The sequence below is a fragment of the Yersinia fenwicki genome, from assembly GCF_043099325.1.
Lineage (GTDB): Bacteria > Pseudomonadota > Gammaproteobacteria > Enterobacterales > Enterobacteriaceae > Yersinia.
The window spans coordinates 795,244-810,559 of the sequence record NZ_CP170755.1 but is presented as its reverse complement, the minus strand read 5'-3'; the positions used below and the strand labels follow the sequence as shown (position 1 = coordinate 810,559).

The following is a 15,316-nucleotide window of genomic DNA, read 5'->3' as shown; positions in this document are numbered from 1 at the left end:
GTTCTCTGGCCTTACAGACGGGTTGTCGTATCGAGATACTGCTGTTGCTTAAGGTGTCGCAGGAGAACCCGCCCTTCCGGCATAAACTCGGTTCCGTAACGCACCAGGCCGATACCCTTGAGTTCGGCATCGATGGCATAACGCAGCTCACCCGGAATGTCCTGCTCAAGCAGAACGACCACTATTTTCTTCAGACGGGGCTCATATTTCAGCAGCACCTCAGACAGGGTTCCCATCAGCTCATGGGCGGTACCCGGCATCCCCTGCAGGATTTTGGTCATATCCGGCAGGCCATAGTCCGGCAGATGCGCCAGCGTACCGGCGCGGCAGTTAAGTATCCGCTGCATGTTGTCAAGCACGGAGAGGATAACCTGGTTCTGCTCACTGACCTGTGACAGCGGAAGACCACCAGTAAAATGGCCGGTGAGCATTTCATACAACGAGGGTGTGTTGTGTCCCTGGGGCATCAGTCATCCTTAAGGGGTTGCAGCGTCAGATGGTTATTGCCCGCTTCCAGAATGCGCGGCTTATCCGGATCCAGATCGTCACGCTGAATCACCTGCTTCCAGGTGTTATTCACCATATCCGGGTGGCGGAACAGCCCCACCACGGCCACGAACTGAGCGTCTTCTTCCATTGGCATATTGAGGTTTGCATCACCGCCTGGTTTCACCACCACGTCACGACTGGCAAGCCAGTCGGCTTTCAGCACAGTGTCACCGTCTTTGAGCAACTGCTGATAGACCGTTTTGTCAAAAGTCTTACGGTCTTTGAGCTGGTAAACACGGACCACAACGGGTTCGGATAACGAGTTGCTTTCACGCGCATCGGTGTTCAGCGCTTCACGGGCGGTAAAATCCAGATGCAGCACCTTTATCTTCTTGTGAAAAATGGCGGTATAGGCTGATTTAGTGCCATCGGAGATGCCCTGCGTGACGCCACAACCGGTCAGGCTTAATGCCAGCAGGCAGCATGCAGATTTAATCAAACTTGTACGTAACACGTCGGTTTCCTTGTTGTGGTGTGGCGGGCTCCAGCCCCGTGTAATAACCCAACTCCGTGGTAAAGGTTTGCGGGATGTCGTCAGCCTGCTCCCCTTCTTCCGCGCCCAGCACGCCGTTCAACCCGAGCCAGAATGGCCCCTCACCCAGCGGCGGGACGGCTAACAGCCGGGTGCTGGTTGTCAGGGTGATTTTTGCCTTAAAGCGCCATCCCAGGTAGACGCGCAACATCACCAATAAATCCTGGTACAGCAGGCCGTTCGGCTTCCAGCCCTGCGATTCCTTCTCGTCGTCAGTGGCCAGCGCAATCAGCAGCTGGCTGTTGGCGTCCATCGCTTCATCGCCAAGCGGCGTATTGCCGTCCAGCAGAAAATCTTCATCGCCGTAAAAACCCAGCGGCTGGCTGATTTCCACCGGTCGCAGGCAGTACGGACTGACCTGTACCCGGGTATGCGGTGCCAGCAGGCTGACCAGTGCCTGCATGCCCTGCTGAGTTTTTCCGGGCTGCTGCAGCACACCGAGCAGCGCCAGAAATCGCGAGACGGGTGTGGCGATATTTTTAGCTGTTCCGGGAATGCCGAGCCCCACCAGACCCAGCAGCGACTGAGAGATGCTGTCCGTTCCGCCGGGCTCGAAGCTTGCCGGGTAAGAGTATTTACGCCAGATGCGGTAAAACTGCGTCAGGATGCGGTGACTGAAGATATCGAGAAAACCCTGCAGCGCTTCATGCCCATCGGCCCGCAGCGTAATGTCATCGAGATACGCGGTCGGCAGCGGTGAATCGACGCCGTACATCCCCATAAACGTGGTGCGGATAACCGGCGGTTTACGGTCATCATCCTCGTCGTATTCGACGGCCTTCATCTCACTGGCCGGAAAGCCCATCCCCGGATGCGGGGCAAAGCGCACCGGGTCATCCGCCGGATGGCTGGTTGAGCCCATCAGCGGTTTATCCGGATTCAGTTTCTCCAGCAGCTGACATAACCGGTAAAAGTTAATGCGGTGCAGGTCGGCTTCCAGCCGCGGGGTCAGCCGGGAATGCGGCGATTGTGCTTCTCTTCCCATTCCAGGCGCTCTCCGGTTGGTTGCAGTATGATAATCAGGCGATTAAACAGGTAGATGTCGGTGTAGAGCGCAAAGAAGCGGCTCAGCATTTCGCCAAACAGACAAATGTCGCCCCGTCCGGCAAAGCCATGGCTGTCGAGCGTCACTTCAATCTGTACGCCACGCACCAGGTAGCCCTGCTCAAAGCGCTCAGTTTCGCTATGTTTCACCTCGATGATGGCTTCGAGACGGCGGCGGTTCATCTCGCTGTTGGTCCACTCATACAGCGCCAGCGTGCCACGCAGCACTTCGGCGTTATCCATCATCGAGAGAAAACTGCTGCCGAGATGGCTCAGCACACGCCAGTGGAAACGGTCCTGCGCCGGCGGATAACAGGGCAATGTCGGGGCACAGAGATTACGCACGGTAATACTGGCGGAGGTGGTTTTCATCACCGTATCCAGCACCGTGCTCTGCAGAGCACGGCGCGGCAGCTGCCCGTTAGTGCCGGTCAGCGTCAGAGACAGGTGTTCGTCTTCCGGGACGGTGTGGTTATCAAAGGCTTCCCCTCCCAGGATAAGCCAGGTGTTGTGCAGCCCTGACGGGCCCCGCCGCACGCGGGTGTGATAGTAATACTCGGGGGCTTCATGACGCATCATGCCACCTTTGTGGCGGAAGCTTGAGAACGGCACGTAGGCATGCTGGCCTGAAGACATCACTGAATCCACAGCGTAAATCTCGGTATGGCCATCCTGTACGCGCATCGGACGCAGCATGTACTCCGTCTGCAGCGAGTTCAGTGTCAGCGGATCTGATTCCAGCGGGAACAGGTTAATCACCGGCACGCAGTTCATGCGCAGATGTTTTTCCGTAAAGCTGAAGTCATGCTCCCAGCGCTCCGCCAGCACCACGTCGATTTCAAACCAGGGGAGCTCAGCCGGGAAGGCCACGGTCTCCAGACCACGCAGGCCGGTGAACATGAATTTCTCGCGGAAGGTGAAGTACTCCAGCAGCAGCTGGTAGCCACTGAAGCTACTGTTTCCCGTCGGCCACAGCGCATCGTCATCACCAAACCCAAGTGCAGTAAAGTGACCATCAAACGGTCTTCTGTCCACATCGCCGGGAAGGCGCAGCCACATCCGGGCCACGTTCATGGTAAAAGCTTCGTGCATGGCACAGGCCAGCGGCGCATCAGCGTTAAGGTAGAGCGGTATATGGCTGAGGTCGACACGACTCCAGTCCGCAAGACTGCTGCAACTGAAGCGAAGCGTCACGATTGAGCGGCCATCCGGATCGGTTGCCAGACTCGCCCGCGCAAGCGACAGCGGCTGGAGGTTGATTTCTTTTGTGGTGGTATAGCGGCAGCGCGTGCCCTTCTCACCAATCGGCCGGGAATGGACCTCGAAGCCTTTGGCTACCCGCATCGGCTCCTTCATCTGGAGCCAGTCCGGGGAGAATTCGACCACGGACAAGGACGGGATGGTTCGCAGGTAATGCGGCCACAACAGGCTGACCAGCCCTTCAGTCAGTTCCGGCAGATCGTCGTCCAGCTTCTCGCGAAGTCGTCCCATCAGGAAGGCAAAGCCTTCGAACAGGCGTTCGACATACGGGTCGCGTGCGCTCGCTTTATCAAGATTGAGCATTGCCGCCTGTTCAGGGTGGGCCTTAGCAAATTCTTCACCCGCTTCGAGCAGGTAGCGCATTTCGGCGTCGTAATAACGCAGGGTTAAATCATCCATTCTTTTTTCTGCTTAGTTAATTGCTGCGTGTTAAACACTGAAGCAGACTTCGCGAGTCTGGCGGGAATATCAATAAGAAACGAGACCCATCAATGCTGAGCACAAAGGGAGGGCTCTATGGCATATTTTTTTGCCATACCAGGCATCCATCCTGAAGGGATCCCCCGACATTCGGTGTAGCCTTTATCCATGAGTGATGCTGTGTATCTTTCTGAAAAGATGAACATTCCAAGGACAGTAAGCCCCAGGATGATAAACACTGCCTTCAGTAATTTTTTGCCTGATGTAACACTTATCTGCTTTCCGGTAAAAACAACAGGAAAAAGCATCGCTAATAATGGAGCGAAAAAGAAGAAAAAAGCTGCAGCGAAAAACACCCAAAATGAAAAATTGACTACATCAGGATAAGACAGATATTCAGCTAATTTATACATTCCGAGATATGAAATCCCGGCGGCAAGCCCCATGAAGAATGCAACCCCAGCAAAAACAATCACACGCTGTTTAAATGAACACTTCATAAATAACCTATCATGACTCTGCATTGTAATAACACAACATTAAGTAACTCATATTCATTTCTGCTTGATTAACTGCGGTTTTATATGCGATGGCAAAACTGGTTGCGTCATTTAACCAGATGATTTTAAATTTCTTCAATTTACGACGCATATAGACGGATCTTTAACGTAACGGGTTGCAGTTCCTGCCATCCAGCCTGATGGAATACCATTACAACGGACATATCCCTTGCTGAGCAATTGTTTGGGGTACAAACAGGAAAATAATACACCTAATATTACAATAGCAATACAACTCCACTTCAAATAAGAAACATAACTATCCATTGTTTTGAAAGCGAAATCCTTTCCCCTAACAATCATCAGAATGAAATAGATAAGTGGAAAAATCATCACAACAGGCAACGCAATTAATGCAATGCTTAACCATGAAAATACAATGCTATCTTCGAAAGAAAAGTATGCCCGGAATATACTATTCCCAAGATAAATACTCAGCACACATAAGCCAAGGATTATGACTATAGCAAGAAAAGGTCGGATTTTTTCCTCAAACATCAATACAATCTCCGTTGAATACTCGTCAGATTATCCCGAATATAACTGCGAACCTCCTCAACAATCACATCCTTTCCTTTAATTAACATTTTTTCAGCAAACATTGCCCCAAGATCCAGCAATCCCTGTTCAGCCTCTCTGGCTTTGTTTGCAAATTCTTGTTGTGCTGACTCTATATAGGCTACAACCTTGTCAGTCGCACCAAACTTTTCATCAAGAACATTTAAGGTAATGGCCGCGACACCGCCAACGACGACAACTATCGCTAAGTTTGCAACGATCCATGGAGTTACCAGAACCAGTCCCACCCCCCAAACGACAGCAGATGCTATACCAATTTTAACTGCATCTGTTGCCAGACTACCAATGAATTCAGCGAAGGATGTTTCATCATTCATAATGTAGTCGATAGTGCGATATGCTGCAGCCACATAAAAAGTTAATCTAGCACCTTCTATGATCGATTTCGCCAGACCATACTTACCTATGCCTATATCTACAACCTTAGGGTTCTTTGCAGCAAATACTGGCGCATTTAATATTTTCCTAACCCCAGGGTAGCCACTTATTTTAATCAATTCTGTGCCTTTATGATTCACATATACCGTGGCCTTTATACCAAAACTACCTAACTGCCCAACCAACATGGATGTTGTGACGACATCTTTTATATTTGTTCCATAGTTAACAATTATTTGACCTGGTGTGCTTTCAGTTATTGCAACCCAACCGTGCTTCCACGCCCCCCAGGATGACAATAACTCAAACACTTCGGGTAAAGTTAGTAGCATGATGTCTTGGTTATTTTGCTTAAACATCATTCTTAACTTTGCATCAGGTAAATCATGTGTGTTTTTTAACACAGGGTAATCAGATACGAATCCCGTTGGCTTTTGCTCCCCTGTAAGGTATGAGGGCAACTCCGGGGAAGTTTGCACCGGTGCCACAAAGCCTGCTGCTGATTCTGTAGTAGATGCCCCGCCACTCTTCTCGTATGTATCATCCAGCATCGACGGAATAAATTTTGCTTTGCAGGGGCAGGTGCTGTAACTGTCGAGGGTGCCAGCCATACGCCGGTCATGAATGGTGTCGTTATCGATACCGCCGGCAATTTTAAAAAGCCCGGCATGCTTGCCGCAGGTCACACTGTCCCGCTCTCTGGCAACGGGTTTATCAAAGATCGTGTGATCCTCTGCACCCGTCGTTATTCTTCCGCCACAGGTTGTTTTATCACCCTGTACCAGATAGTTACCTTCTGCCATGTGTGGCTCTCCTTGATAAATTCAGTCCTGATTATCCGCACAGTACCGCGCTGCTTGCCGGGTCGAGCGCGATAAGACCCGCCAGAAGCCGTTCCATCTCTGGCTGGAAGCGCGATTTGTCGGTTTCACTGCGGGTGGCTTTCATACGCAGCAGCCGGAGGCGGCGGGATTTGACCTCAAACAGCAGCTCTGGCGTCCACTGTGCCAGGGTGATGGACTGTGCAGCCCCATCGAGTTCACCCAGCAGATGCAGGGCCAGTTCATTCTTCCCCTTCTGCTCGGCCACGCGGGCCATCAGCAGGCGCAGCAGCCATTTATCACGGGTGCTGTCTGTACCCGGGCGGGTCTGAAGCCACTGCAGTGTGGCATCAAGGCCTTCACTGTCCGCTTTCGCCAGCGCTTCCGGCTCCAGAGCCAGAATATCGTTGTCTATGGCACTGACGGCGGTGACGGGCTCATCTTTCCAGCCCGGCATATCGTCCAGCACGCTTTCGCTTATCCAGTTCAGCGTGACCTCATCGGCAAACGGCGTCCCGTCGTTAAAGGCCAGCGTTTCCAGTCCGGTGAGGCGGCGAAGCAGCCCTTTCAGGTCGGCCACGATAATCTCTGCGAGGACGCTCTGCCCGGATTTCAGCAGCGCCTGATGGGTATACCATTGCAGATCCAGCCAGAGATGGTTGGCGCCACGGGAAAAGGCACTGTCTGCCTGTTCCAGCATTTCCGACCAGCTTTTCTGCAGATACAGGCGCTTGAGCATGGCCCGTTGGTCAGCGCGCGGCGGTTCGATGCGCGTTTTCCCTTCCGCGTCCGGAGCCGGGATCGCCCTCAGCGTGTCATGACGCAGGCTTTTCATCAGCCGGTGTGCGGCAAGCCAGCCATCAGGCTGTTCACGCAGGTAGCCCGTCAGCGTACGGGCCTGTGTCAGCAGATCCTGCCCGGACGTGATGCGGGTCAGCACGGGGGCCGTGCTCCCCGTCGTGTCAGGTACGGATGCTGGCGTGCTGCTGGCGTTCTGCGGTACTACCGCATCCACGCCGCCCGCTTTCATCAGACGGGATCCCAGTGCGCTGTAAAGCGCATTCAGCTCTGGCCGGGAGGCTTCCGGCTCTGACTCCAGGCATTCCTGGATAAGCAACAGTGCGCCGACAGTACGCTGTGCGTCATCACCCACGACTTCCGGATACAGCGACAGGCTGTCGAGCACGCGGGAGCCTGCCAGCCATTCCAGGGCGGCTTTACGGCTGCGGTCGCGCTGCGGGTGCAGCTGCGTGCCAAAGTGCTGCAGCATCCTGGCCAGCAGCTCCAGTCCTTCGGCGAGCCCGGCCTCACCCTCCTGATGCAGGCGCGCCCAGCAGTAATAGGTGGCAACGCGAATGTCCTGGGCGGTGGTGGTGAGCAGCTTTTCCGCCAGCTGACAAATCAGCGCGGTATCGATGCCGGAGAGTTTATTGACCTCTTCACGGATACGCTGGAAATCATCGTCGTATCCGGGATCTTCACCGGTCGGGTGACTGTCGCTGACCGGTGTTGTCCAGTGATGCCAGCTTTCCGTTCGCGCCTGTGCCTGTTGCTTCAGTTGGGTTTCATCAGCCTGACAGGCCGTCACAAGGTTTTGCAGTGCGCTCATTGCGTTATTCCACTCCGTCCATGTCACTGTTTCCTGAACTCATCAGAGCCTGCGCCGTAGCGGCGCTGTCCACACTGAAAATCTGGTCCGGTAAGGTGAATCCCCGGAGATCAAGCAATGCCAGCGGGCCTTTACCCAGCTGGGAACGCAGCACCCACTGCAGTGTGCGACCATCCGAAGCGGTGAAACTCATCATCCACTGGCTGCGGTCAAGTTGCTGACGTTTACCCTGCTCCAGCCAGCGGATGAAGCCCCAGGTCCCGCTGTAATCCCCGAACAGCCGCGCACCGGCGCTGGTTGAGGTCCAGGTCAGCATGGTGCCCGGTTTATAGGTCTCGCCTGGCCAGCGGAAGGTCTGCCAGTCGGTCATCTGGTTGAAGTAGTGCAGCTGTTGCCCGTCAATGGTCAGCTGGGTTTCCACCACCTGCGGTACAGGTCGGGCTTGCAGTTCGAAGCTGATGCCCTGGCTGCCGTCGGTAAACAGGATGTCTGACAGCTGGCTCAGCTGGTTAATAGCACGCAGGAACGCCGGGTTGAACGTCAGTCCCTGGCTGTTCACTTTATCCGGCACCCACTGACTGCCCTCTTTGTGCAGCACACCACTGAGCTCCGTGGTCAGGAAGCGCTCAATACGTCCGCTGTCCTTACGCAAAAATTCGGCGATCATCGGCAGCGAGGCTTCGCTTTTACTGGCGGCAAACGGATAGCGGCCATCAAAGGCCGTGTGCCAGTTGGCCACCACTGAACGACTCCACTTGTCATTGAGGCTCGCCGCAGACGGTTGCAGAACCGTTTCCCAGGCCTGGGTCAGCGGCTGCACAAACATCGTGCTGCCAAAGCCACTCCATTCTTCACCGAGGCTTGCAGAAATCAGACTGCCGTATTGCTGGGTATCGGTCAGGTCAACGCTTTTGCCCTGGAACACCGTCTGGGCCAGGGTCTGCATCATCTCCTGCGGATCGGAAGCGCTGGCGACCTGCTGCAGGCGCAGGCGAACACGGGTAATGCGCGTCAGGTAAGTCTGCAGGCTCAGCGATGTATCAGCCGACATCACGTTGCTGCCGGTGTTTTTGCCCATCAGGGTTAGCAGCGGACCAAAGGTTTCATCCATCGGCCCCTGTGGACCGGATGCTGTCTGGTCAATGGCAGGCTTCTCACTTCCGCCCACCAGGTCTTTGGCTGACTTGATGATAGAGTCAGACAGCCCTTCGCTTTTCTGACCGGTCTGCCCCTGCCAGGCGATGGTGTTCATCAGCGCAATCAGCGGCGACTGACGAACATCACTCATCAGCGTGAGCTGGTCGGTAACATCCGCGATATTGTTCGCCGGATTAAGCCGCAGGCTGTTGAGGAAACTCAGCCAGCTGCCTGCAAAGTCGGTGAAATAGCGTTGCGTCAGACGGGCTTTCAGGGCTTCCGGCGACAGGTCAGCAGACACGGTCTTATGGCTGTCACTCAGCACCCAGTCGATTTCATCCCGGCGGGAAGTCGCTGCTTTCTCAATTGCCTGCTGAATGCCGCCTTCCCAGGCCTGACGCGTGAACATCCCCGGCACCACTTCTTCGGTGGTGAACAGGCGGCGGGCATCGGTACCGCTGGTCATATCTTCCAGGGTGACATCCGCAAAATTGCGACGAACGGATTTGAGCATGTTTTCATACAGCGTGCTTTCGGCGTTACGGCGACCAATCTGCTGGAGCAGCACCTGACGACTCTGGCTGACCAGCTGCGCGTCCGGAGTGATTTTCCACTGCGGCTGTTTCGGCAGTTCGTAGAGATAGAAGGCCCACAAATCCGGTGACAGGCTCTGCCACAATCCGGTGGAAATCCCGGTTCGCGTCGGCTGCACGGATTTCATCGTTTCGGCATAGAACACGCCGTCAACCTTATCCGGACGTGACATCATCAGCCAGGCCTTGAGCTGGTCATACCCCGGTTTTGCCAGCTGTGCGCGCTGATCACTGTTCGGTGCCGAGTTTGCGAGCGCACTGAGCTTCTGCTGCAGGGCCTGGTTCGCCGGGTCACGGATAAGACGGTTATTCGCCACCCCGTACCACGGCAGCATGGCATTGAGTAATGGCTGATTATGGTCGAGGCCAAAACGCTGGTACCACGGCGAACCCTCGCTGATGTTATGCTTCAGGCGGCCCGCATCATTGCGCAGACCATGCAGCGCCGTCAGCTGGTAATCTGAAACGGAAGGGTGCTCCACCAGGGCATGAGCCTGTTCAGCAACAGACACAATCTGCAGGCGGTTTACCGCAAACGACAGCAGCGTTCCCGTCCCCCAGATGCCGATGATGGTCATCAGCGACCAGGCCAGCGTCTGTTCCCAGGCCATCCCGACCCGGCGACCGCGTACCCGGGTACAGTCGTCCACAATCCCCTGCCAGGTGACAGGTAACGTCAGGGCATGGCGCTGTGATGCCGGAATAAATTTCTCTTCACCGGCTGCCACCGGTGTTGTTCCCTCAGGGTCTTCTGCAAGCTGGCTCTGTGGCAGGCTGAACATCAGGCCACGTAACGGGATGCGTTGCTGAGTGGCATACATCCAGGGAGCCAGTTGCTCTGCCCAGCAGCGGATACCATCAGCCTTCAGAGACTGGCCAAGACGCAGCAGAAAGTCGTTTTGCCGGTGTTGAGCAATCTGACTCACGCCCTGCTCCCGTAGCCCCGAGAGCATCGACTCCAGCTGATGGGTGACATCGTCAGTCCTGGCACGCAGGGGGAACGACGCCCCCACGGCCTGTTCGGTACGGTTTGTCTGTGACCAGCCACTGTCACAGAGCTTCCATATCCATACGGGGGCCGAATAGCGCAATAACTCGCTGATTTTTTCTAGTCCGCGCAGGTCGTTGTCGCTGATTTGTGGTGTAAGATTCAGCGTCTGTGGTAGTACCCGGACAATACCATCCAGTGGGCGACCCCGGCGCAGTTTGCGCAGGGCAGAATATTTTTCTTTGTCGTGTTCAGCGGTCAGACTGCCACCATAAATCAGCACCGTGCGGTTCCCTTCCAGCCACTGATTCTTCTGCAGACCGGGGACCAGTTGCTCAATGGCTTCTTCGTTACCCGTAACCAGTAACAGGCGGACCTTACGGCGCCAGAAAAGGCCAAAGCGTGAATGCAAATGGCGGCGAAGGGTGTTACTCATCACTACAGCCGGACGAACAGCAACCTTCTCAGTTTCCCGTTTCTTTTTCTCGTCATCACCGTTTGTGCCATCTACCAGGTTATCAAATTCAGCCTTCCCGGCACTGCGAACCGCAACCAATAGCAACAGTGAAGCAAGTAATGCACATCCCGTGACACAACCTCCGGCAATCAACCAGTAAGTCTGTTGCTCGCTGTCAGGCTGAAGACCTGCCATGTCCGGATGTTTCCAGACAATAAATGTCATGGCGGCCAGCAGGGCTAAGAAGAACACGGCGACAGCAAGGTAGCGGCCTTCCGTTGTTTTCGGTAATAAAGCTTTCAGCCTCACGCGTCCATCTCCTGTCGGGAAGCAATCGGGGTAACGAGGGTGCTCCACAGCACATCCTGTGTGGTGTCACCGCTGATGATCATCTGCGGCAATTGAGTTTGTCGGGCAATTTCTGTGGCTGCAGCGATGGCCAGCCAGGGTGCAGCTGCACCGGCATGACCCATTGATACGTCAAGGTTTGCTACCGCGTCGTCTTCAACGGACTGAGCAGGATGCTTGTTCTGGCTCTCAACAACCTCCGCGCGTTGCTCTTTCGTCAAGCCGGCAAGCCACAGGTGTTTAACGATATTTTCTTTGACCGGAACGTTATAGGCTGCCATTCGCATCCCATCTTCCAGTCTTCCTGGCGGGGCAGGGTCCGGGCGATGCAGCAGTGCAACAGGTTCGAGAGCCTCCTGTGTCAGGCGGTTGCCGAGGAGAATGGCCACTGCCGCTTCAGCAGAGTTATTTGAAACCACTGGCGCAATCTGAAGTGACACAATAAGCAGCATCGCAGGCTCTTTAAAACGATTGTTCATCCAGCTATCAATAACGCCAGGACCAGATCCGTCGAGATACTCAACAGCGCACGCTATGCCACTCTCCTGCCACTCTTGTTGCCAGATATCACGAACAGCTGTGAGCGACAGTGATGATGAAATATCAAGAACAACAACCAGTGAGGCCTGTGCGGGGAACTGATCGACAGGCAGACCGGTAATCAATTCTAAAAACAGGCGTGAGATAAGTGATTCAGGAGTATCTTCCGACCCCACCACAATGCGGCTCACTCTTTTACTTTTCTCGCCCTTCCAGTCAGGCTGGGAGGCGATGATGCTTTGATTATTCAGCATCGCGGCCGCAACAACATCCTTCGCCATCTCAGGATAAGCAGTTATAAATGTCGTATTCAGCACTTGAAGTGCGCGTCGAGCCCTCCGGGTTTCGCATAAAATCCATTGTTCCCGGCGTCTGTCAAAACCATTCGCTTTACTGTCCTGCAATGACCAGACCCACATACGAATAATGAAGCTCACAGTCCATGCAACGATCGGCATGCCAATAGCAATTAACCAGAAGTGCCTGTTATCGATGTAGCGTCCGAATATACGCATAAGGATTACACTAATGACTAACATTGCTGCTAGAACAGCGAACCAACGGGATGTTTTTACCGGGGCTGGTCGTGGATAACATTCAGGAAGATGCTTAAGGGAATACGACATTCATTCTCTCATCCGTCAAGGATTTAAAATATTAACCATAATTAATTATCATCAAATGAAATGCTCTCGAGAAGTTTCAACGTATCTTTAGAAAGGTCTTCCCCCTTATCATCAAAAGAGCTATCCCCAGAACCACATAGTGCGTTATTGTTATGTATTAAACAGAAATAAACGCTCTTACCTATGGCTCCGCCCTTGAGTTTCGCCATGTTATTAACAGCCATAAAACCAGATGCATTTTTACTCTTTACATTTATAAGAGATAAGTGGTTGATTTCACCATTTTTCACATACGTTTTATCTGAAACTGACTTCCAGATTTTATTTTTATAATCGTAAATGATTTTATTATCAGTGCCACTAACATTAACCCCCTTATTATTAATTTGCTGTGTATCATATCCAGCTTCAAATGCTTCACCAGAATATAAACAACTCCATTGTGATATTGGTGTTTTTTTCTCATAATACTCATCATCAGTTAATGCTGGATATTTATAATCTGTGAAATGTACATTGCATGCATCAAAACTGGATGATGAAGAAACATCTGCATTAGAGTCCGAAGACAGCGCCCTGGTAACTGAAGTACCCTCAGGTCCAACAACAGGAGTTGTAGCCATAGCGTAGGAACTAACACAAAGAAAAACCGATACATATAACAATTTCATAAAGTTTACTTCCTATGTTTATATCCTTCTGGAAAGTCTAAAACCAAATTTCCAGATGCATTAGGTAATTTATTTTCTGTTAAAATAGCAATAGAAACTCCGTAGGCACAGCACCTTGAGTCAAAACCATTGAGTGAGTGATGGTAGAGCGATCCTATCCTACCTGGCAAGTTAACTGCTGCACTTGCTTTCCAAAAGCTAGGGCTTCGGTAGTAATACTTCGTTCCATGATTCGAATTAACGGAAACTCGTTCTAAAACATGCTCTTCATCAGCATATTTAGCCATCTTATTTTTCACCCAATAAAAACCAGCACTATCGGCAGCTAACATACTATGCGAATCACTTACGTCATTCCTTAGCTCTATAAATTCTGCTGAAAGTGTAGGAAAGTGATGATCTTGCAATGCAGCATTAGATCTAGTCGCGGGTGGTTGTGCTGCAATTGATGCATAAGCATCAACCAAACTATGCTTCAATGGTTCTTGGACTGTTTTACCAATATATTTAAAATAATTTAAGTAGTTTTCTGGGTTTGTTAATTGCAAGAATCCGCGTCCGTACCACGGAGCGTACCAAAGATTACTGCCATTTCCTTCATGAAGAGTACTTATCCATCCAGTTTCTTGAATAGCATTACCTAGAAAACAGGCGATCCTGAATGGAGTATTAATGCAATGCTTTCTCATAGAGAAATTCAGGTTTGATATCTGGCTACTTAGTATGGAGCCAGACTCTCTTAAATTGGTATTAATGGCTTCCCAGGCGAACCTATTCCTACCTGCTTGCCGTAAAGCATGACTAGGTACCATTTGTTTCATTTCAGCGAAACTTAACCATCCGCAATGTCTAAAGTGATTAATAATATTCTTAGGTTCAAAATGCCATAATCTTCCAGAGCTTAATTCTCCTGAGTCAAAACACAGTGCTTCAGCGTGAGCCTTAAACTTCGCATAATCGCCTTCCGACATCGGCGCATGCTCATCACTGCCGGTCTTTAGCCACGAGAATCGGGTATCTACGGTGCTTATTTCCCACTCAAACGGGAAATGACATACCAACCTGCCGCACTGATTGTCATAGTCGCCATTTTCATTCAGCGCAGCAATCGCTGCGGAATTACACTGGCTATTGGAGTCCGCGTCATCGTCAACCAGTTGCCAGCCAGTCCAGTGGGGAAAATCTGCGTCACTGAACTTCTTGATATTCGGATCCGCGAGGTTAACCACTCCTTGCCCGCCCGGATAATTGACCGTCATCCATAGTGGCGCGTCTGCTGGCACCAGAGTCTCATGGTCGGTATTGATGACCCGCCCAAAACGAAGCAGTTCAAATCCCGCGCTAGGGCTGTCCTGGTATTTGGCCATGGCGGTTTTATAGAGGTTGTACTCGTAGTCCTTTCCATCCGCATCAACTAAAGGTTCTCCCACCAGGAGGTATTTCCCTTCAATTTGAGCATCCTTCTGTCGGGTCACCATGGTGCAGCTTCCCTTCTCAAGGGTCATACTGGCATACAGGGGAACCGTGCTGGTACATCGCTCAGTCAGCCCGTCAGTGGACGTGCCGTTATGTGCCGGGGCTTTGTCGTAAAATTTAGTTCCGGATGGAAGATAAAAATGAATGTCCCCGTATACGGCATCGGTTCGGCCATCTTTCGACACGTCAAGTTCGCGGGTATTCCTGCCCGTTAATTTGCTGATATTGTCATCGTCGCAGAATATCTGGAAATGGAAGGCATTCACCGCATCAACCATTCCGGAGGTACCGAGCGGATCTTTCCGGTACACCTTCTCGCCGGCTTTCACTGTCGATTCAAGTGATTTCAGGTGCATATACAGCGAATAAAAGACCACTTTCGCCTCATCACCACTGCCGATCTCAGTTTCGTGTTTCAGCAGCACATAACCGTCATCGCTGCCTTTAACGCCAGGCTTATCTGCATTGAGGTTCAGTGGTGCCTGGTCTCGCTTTTCGATACCCGAACTTTGACGAAGAGACACAACAGAGCCATCGGCTATCGCCCGCACACGTTCTGCAGGGATACCGCCATCGGTGTGCCGGATGTGGATACCACCATGCCATGAACCATGTGCATTGACGGGATAACCACGGCGTTCAGCCACAGTCATTACTCTTTCAATCCACGTCGCATCGGTTTCAGTCGCGTCTTTCGCTTTCAGGAGCGGAGGGCTGATAATCATGTT

General features: G+C 52.4%; 12 protein-coding genes. All 12 read right to left on the bottom strand.

Translation table 11 applies throughout. The annotated features are described in order from the left end of the window. Nucleotides 1-11: 11 nt before the first annotated feature. The 12 genes from tssE to ACF3VQ_RS03625 all read right to left on the bottom strand — a co-directional run bounded on the left by tssE (nucleotide 12) and on the right by ACF3VQ_RS03625 (nucleotide 15,313). Nucleotides 12-467 (bottom strand): type VI secretion system baseplate subunit TssE, encoded by a 456-nt coding sequence (gene tssE / locus ACF3VQ_RS03680; protein ID WP_392433447.1) that lies wholly within the window; start codon nucleotides 465-467, stop codon nucleotides 12-14. Then, nucleotides 467-1,003 (bottom strand): type VI secretion system lipoprotein TssJ, encoded by a 537-nt coding sequence (tssJ, locus tag ACF3VQ_RS03675; protein WP_392433446.1) that lies wholly within the window; start codon nucleotides 1,001-1,003, stop codon nucleotides 467-469. The genes tssE and tssJ overlap by 1 nt, the downstream gene beginning before the upstream one ends. After that, nucleotides 981-2,066, bottom strand: coding sequence for a type VI secretion system baseplate subunit TssG (tssG, locus tag ACF3VQ_RS03670; protein ID WP_392433445.1), 1,086 nt, complete (start codon nucleotides 2,064-2,066; stop codon nucleotides 981-983). The genes tssJ and tssG overlap by 23 nt, the downstream gene beginning before the upstream one ends. After that, nucleotides 2,030-3,784, bottom strand: a complete 1,755-nt coding sequence (gene tssF, locus ACF3VQ_RS03665) for a type VI secretion system baseplate subunit TssF (RefSeq protein WP_392433444.1) — start codon at nucleotides 3,782-3,784, stop codon at nucleotides 2,030-2,032. The genes tssG and tssF overlap by 37 nt, the downstream gene beginning before the upstream one ends. Before the next feature lie 89 nt (nucleotides 3,785-3,873). Further along, a complete protein-coding gene (locus ACF3VQ_RS03660; RefSeq protein WP_392433443.1) occupies nucleotides 3,874-4,305 on the bottom strand; it encodes a hypothetical protein in 432 nt (143 codons plus the stop codon). A gap of 135 nt (nucleotides 4,306-4,440) precedes the next feature. Further along, complete coding sequence (locus tag ACF3VQ_RS03655; protein ID WP_392433442.1) at nucleotides 4,441-4,863, bottom strand: DUF1240 domain-containing protein; 423 nt, start codon at nucleotides 4,861-4,863, stop codon at nucleotides 4,441-4,443. Next, a complete protein-coding gene (locus tag ACF3VQ_RS03650) occupies nucleotides 4,863-6,125 on the bottom strand; it encodes a PAAR domain-containing protein (RefSeq protein WP_392433441.1) in 1,263 nt (420 codons plus the stop codon). Before ACF3VQ_RS03650 ends, ACF3VQ_RS03655 begins: the two co-directional genes overlap by 1 nt. A gap of 31 nt (nucleotides 6,126-6,156) precedes the next feature. After that, the gene (gene tssA, locus ACF3VQ_RS03645) at nucleotides 6,157-7,752 is read right to left on the bottom strand and encodes a type VI secretion system protein TssA (RefSeq protein WP_392433440.1); all 1,596 of its coding nucleotides are present in this window, start codon (nucleotides 7,750-7,752) and stop codon (nucleotides 6,157-6,159) included. 4 nt (nucleotides 7,753-7,756) lie between these two features. Next, nucleotides 7,757-11,230: an ImcF-related family protein gene (locus ACF3VQ_RS03640; RefSeq protein ID WP_392435434.1), complete on the bottom strand. Its 3,474-nt coding sequence runs from the start codon at nucleotides 11,228-11,230 to the stop codon at nucleotides 7,757-7,759. A gap of 2 nt (nucleotides 11,231-11,232) precedes the next feature. After that, nucleotides 11,233-12,441: a hypothetical protein gene (locus ACF3VQ_RS03635; RefSeq protein ID WP_392433439.1), complete on the bottom strand. Its 1,209-nt coding sequence runs from the start codon at nucleotides 12,439-12,441 to the stop codon at nucleotides 11,233-11,235. Between the two features lie 41 nt (nucleotides 12,442-12,482). Next, nucleotides 12,483-13,112, bottom strand: coding sequence for a hypothetical protein (locus ACF3VQ_RS03630; RefSeq protein ID WP_392433438.1), 630 nt, complete (start codon nucleotides 13,110-13,112; stop codon nucleotides 12,483-12,485). Nucleotides 13,113-13,117: 5 nt separating this feature from the next. Then, the gene (locus ACF3VQ_RS03625) at nucleotides 13,118-15,313 is read right to left on the bottom strand and encodes a M23 family peptidase (protein ID WP_392433437.1); all 2,196 of its coding nucleotides are present in this window, start codon (nucleotides 15,311-15,313) and stop codon (nucleotides 13,118-13,120) included. Between the last annotated feature and the right edge of the window lie 3 nt (nucleotides 15,314-15,316).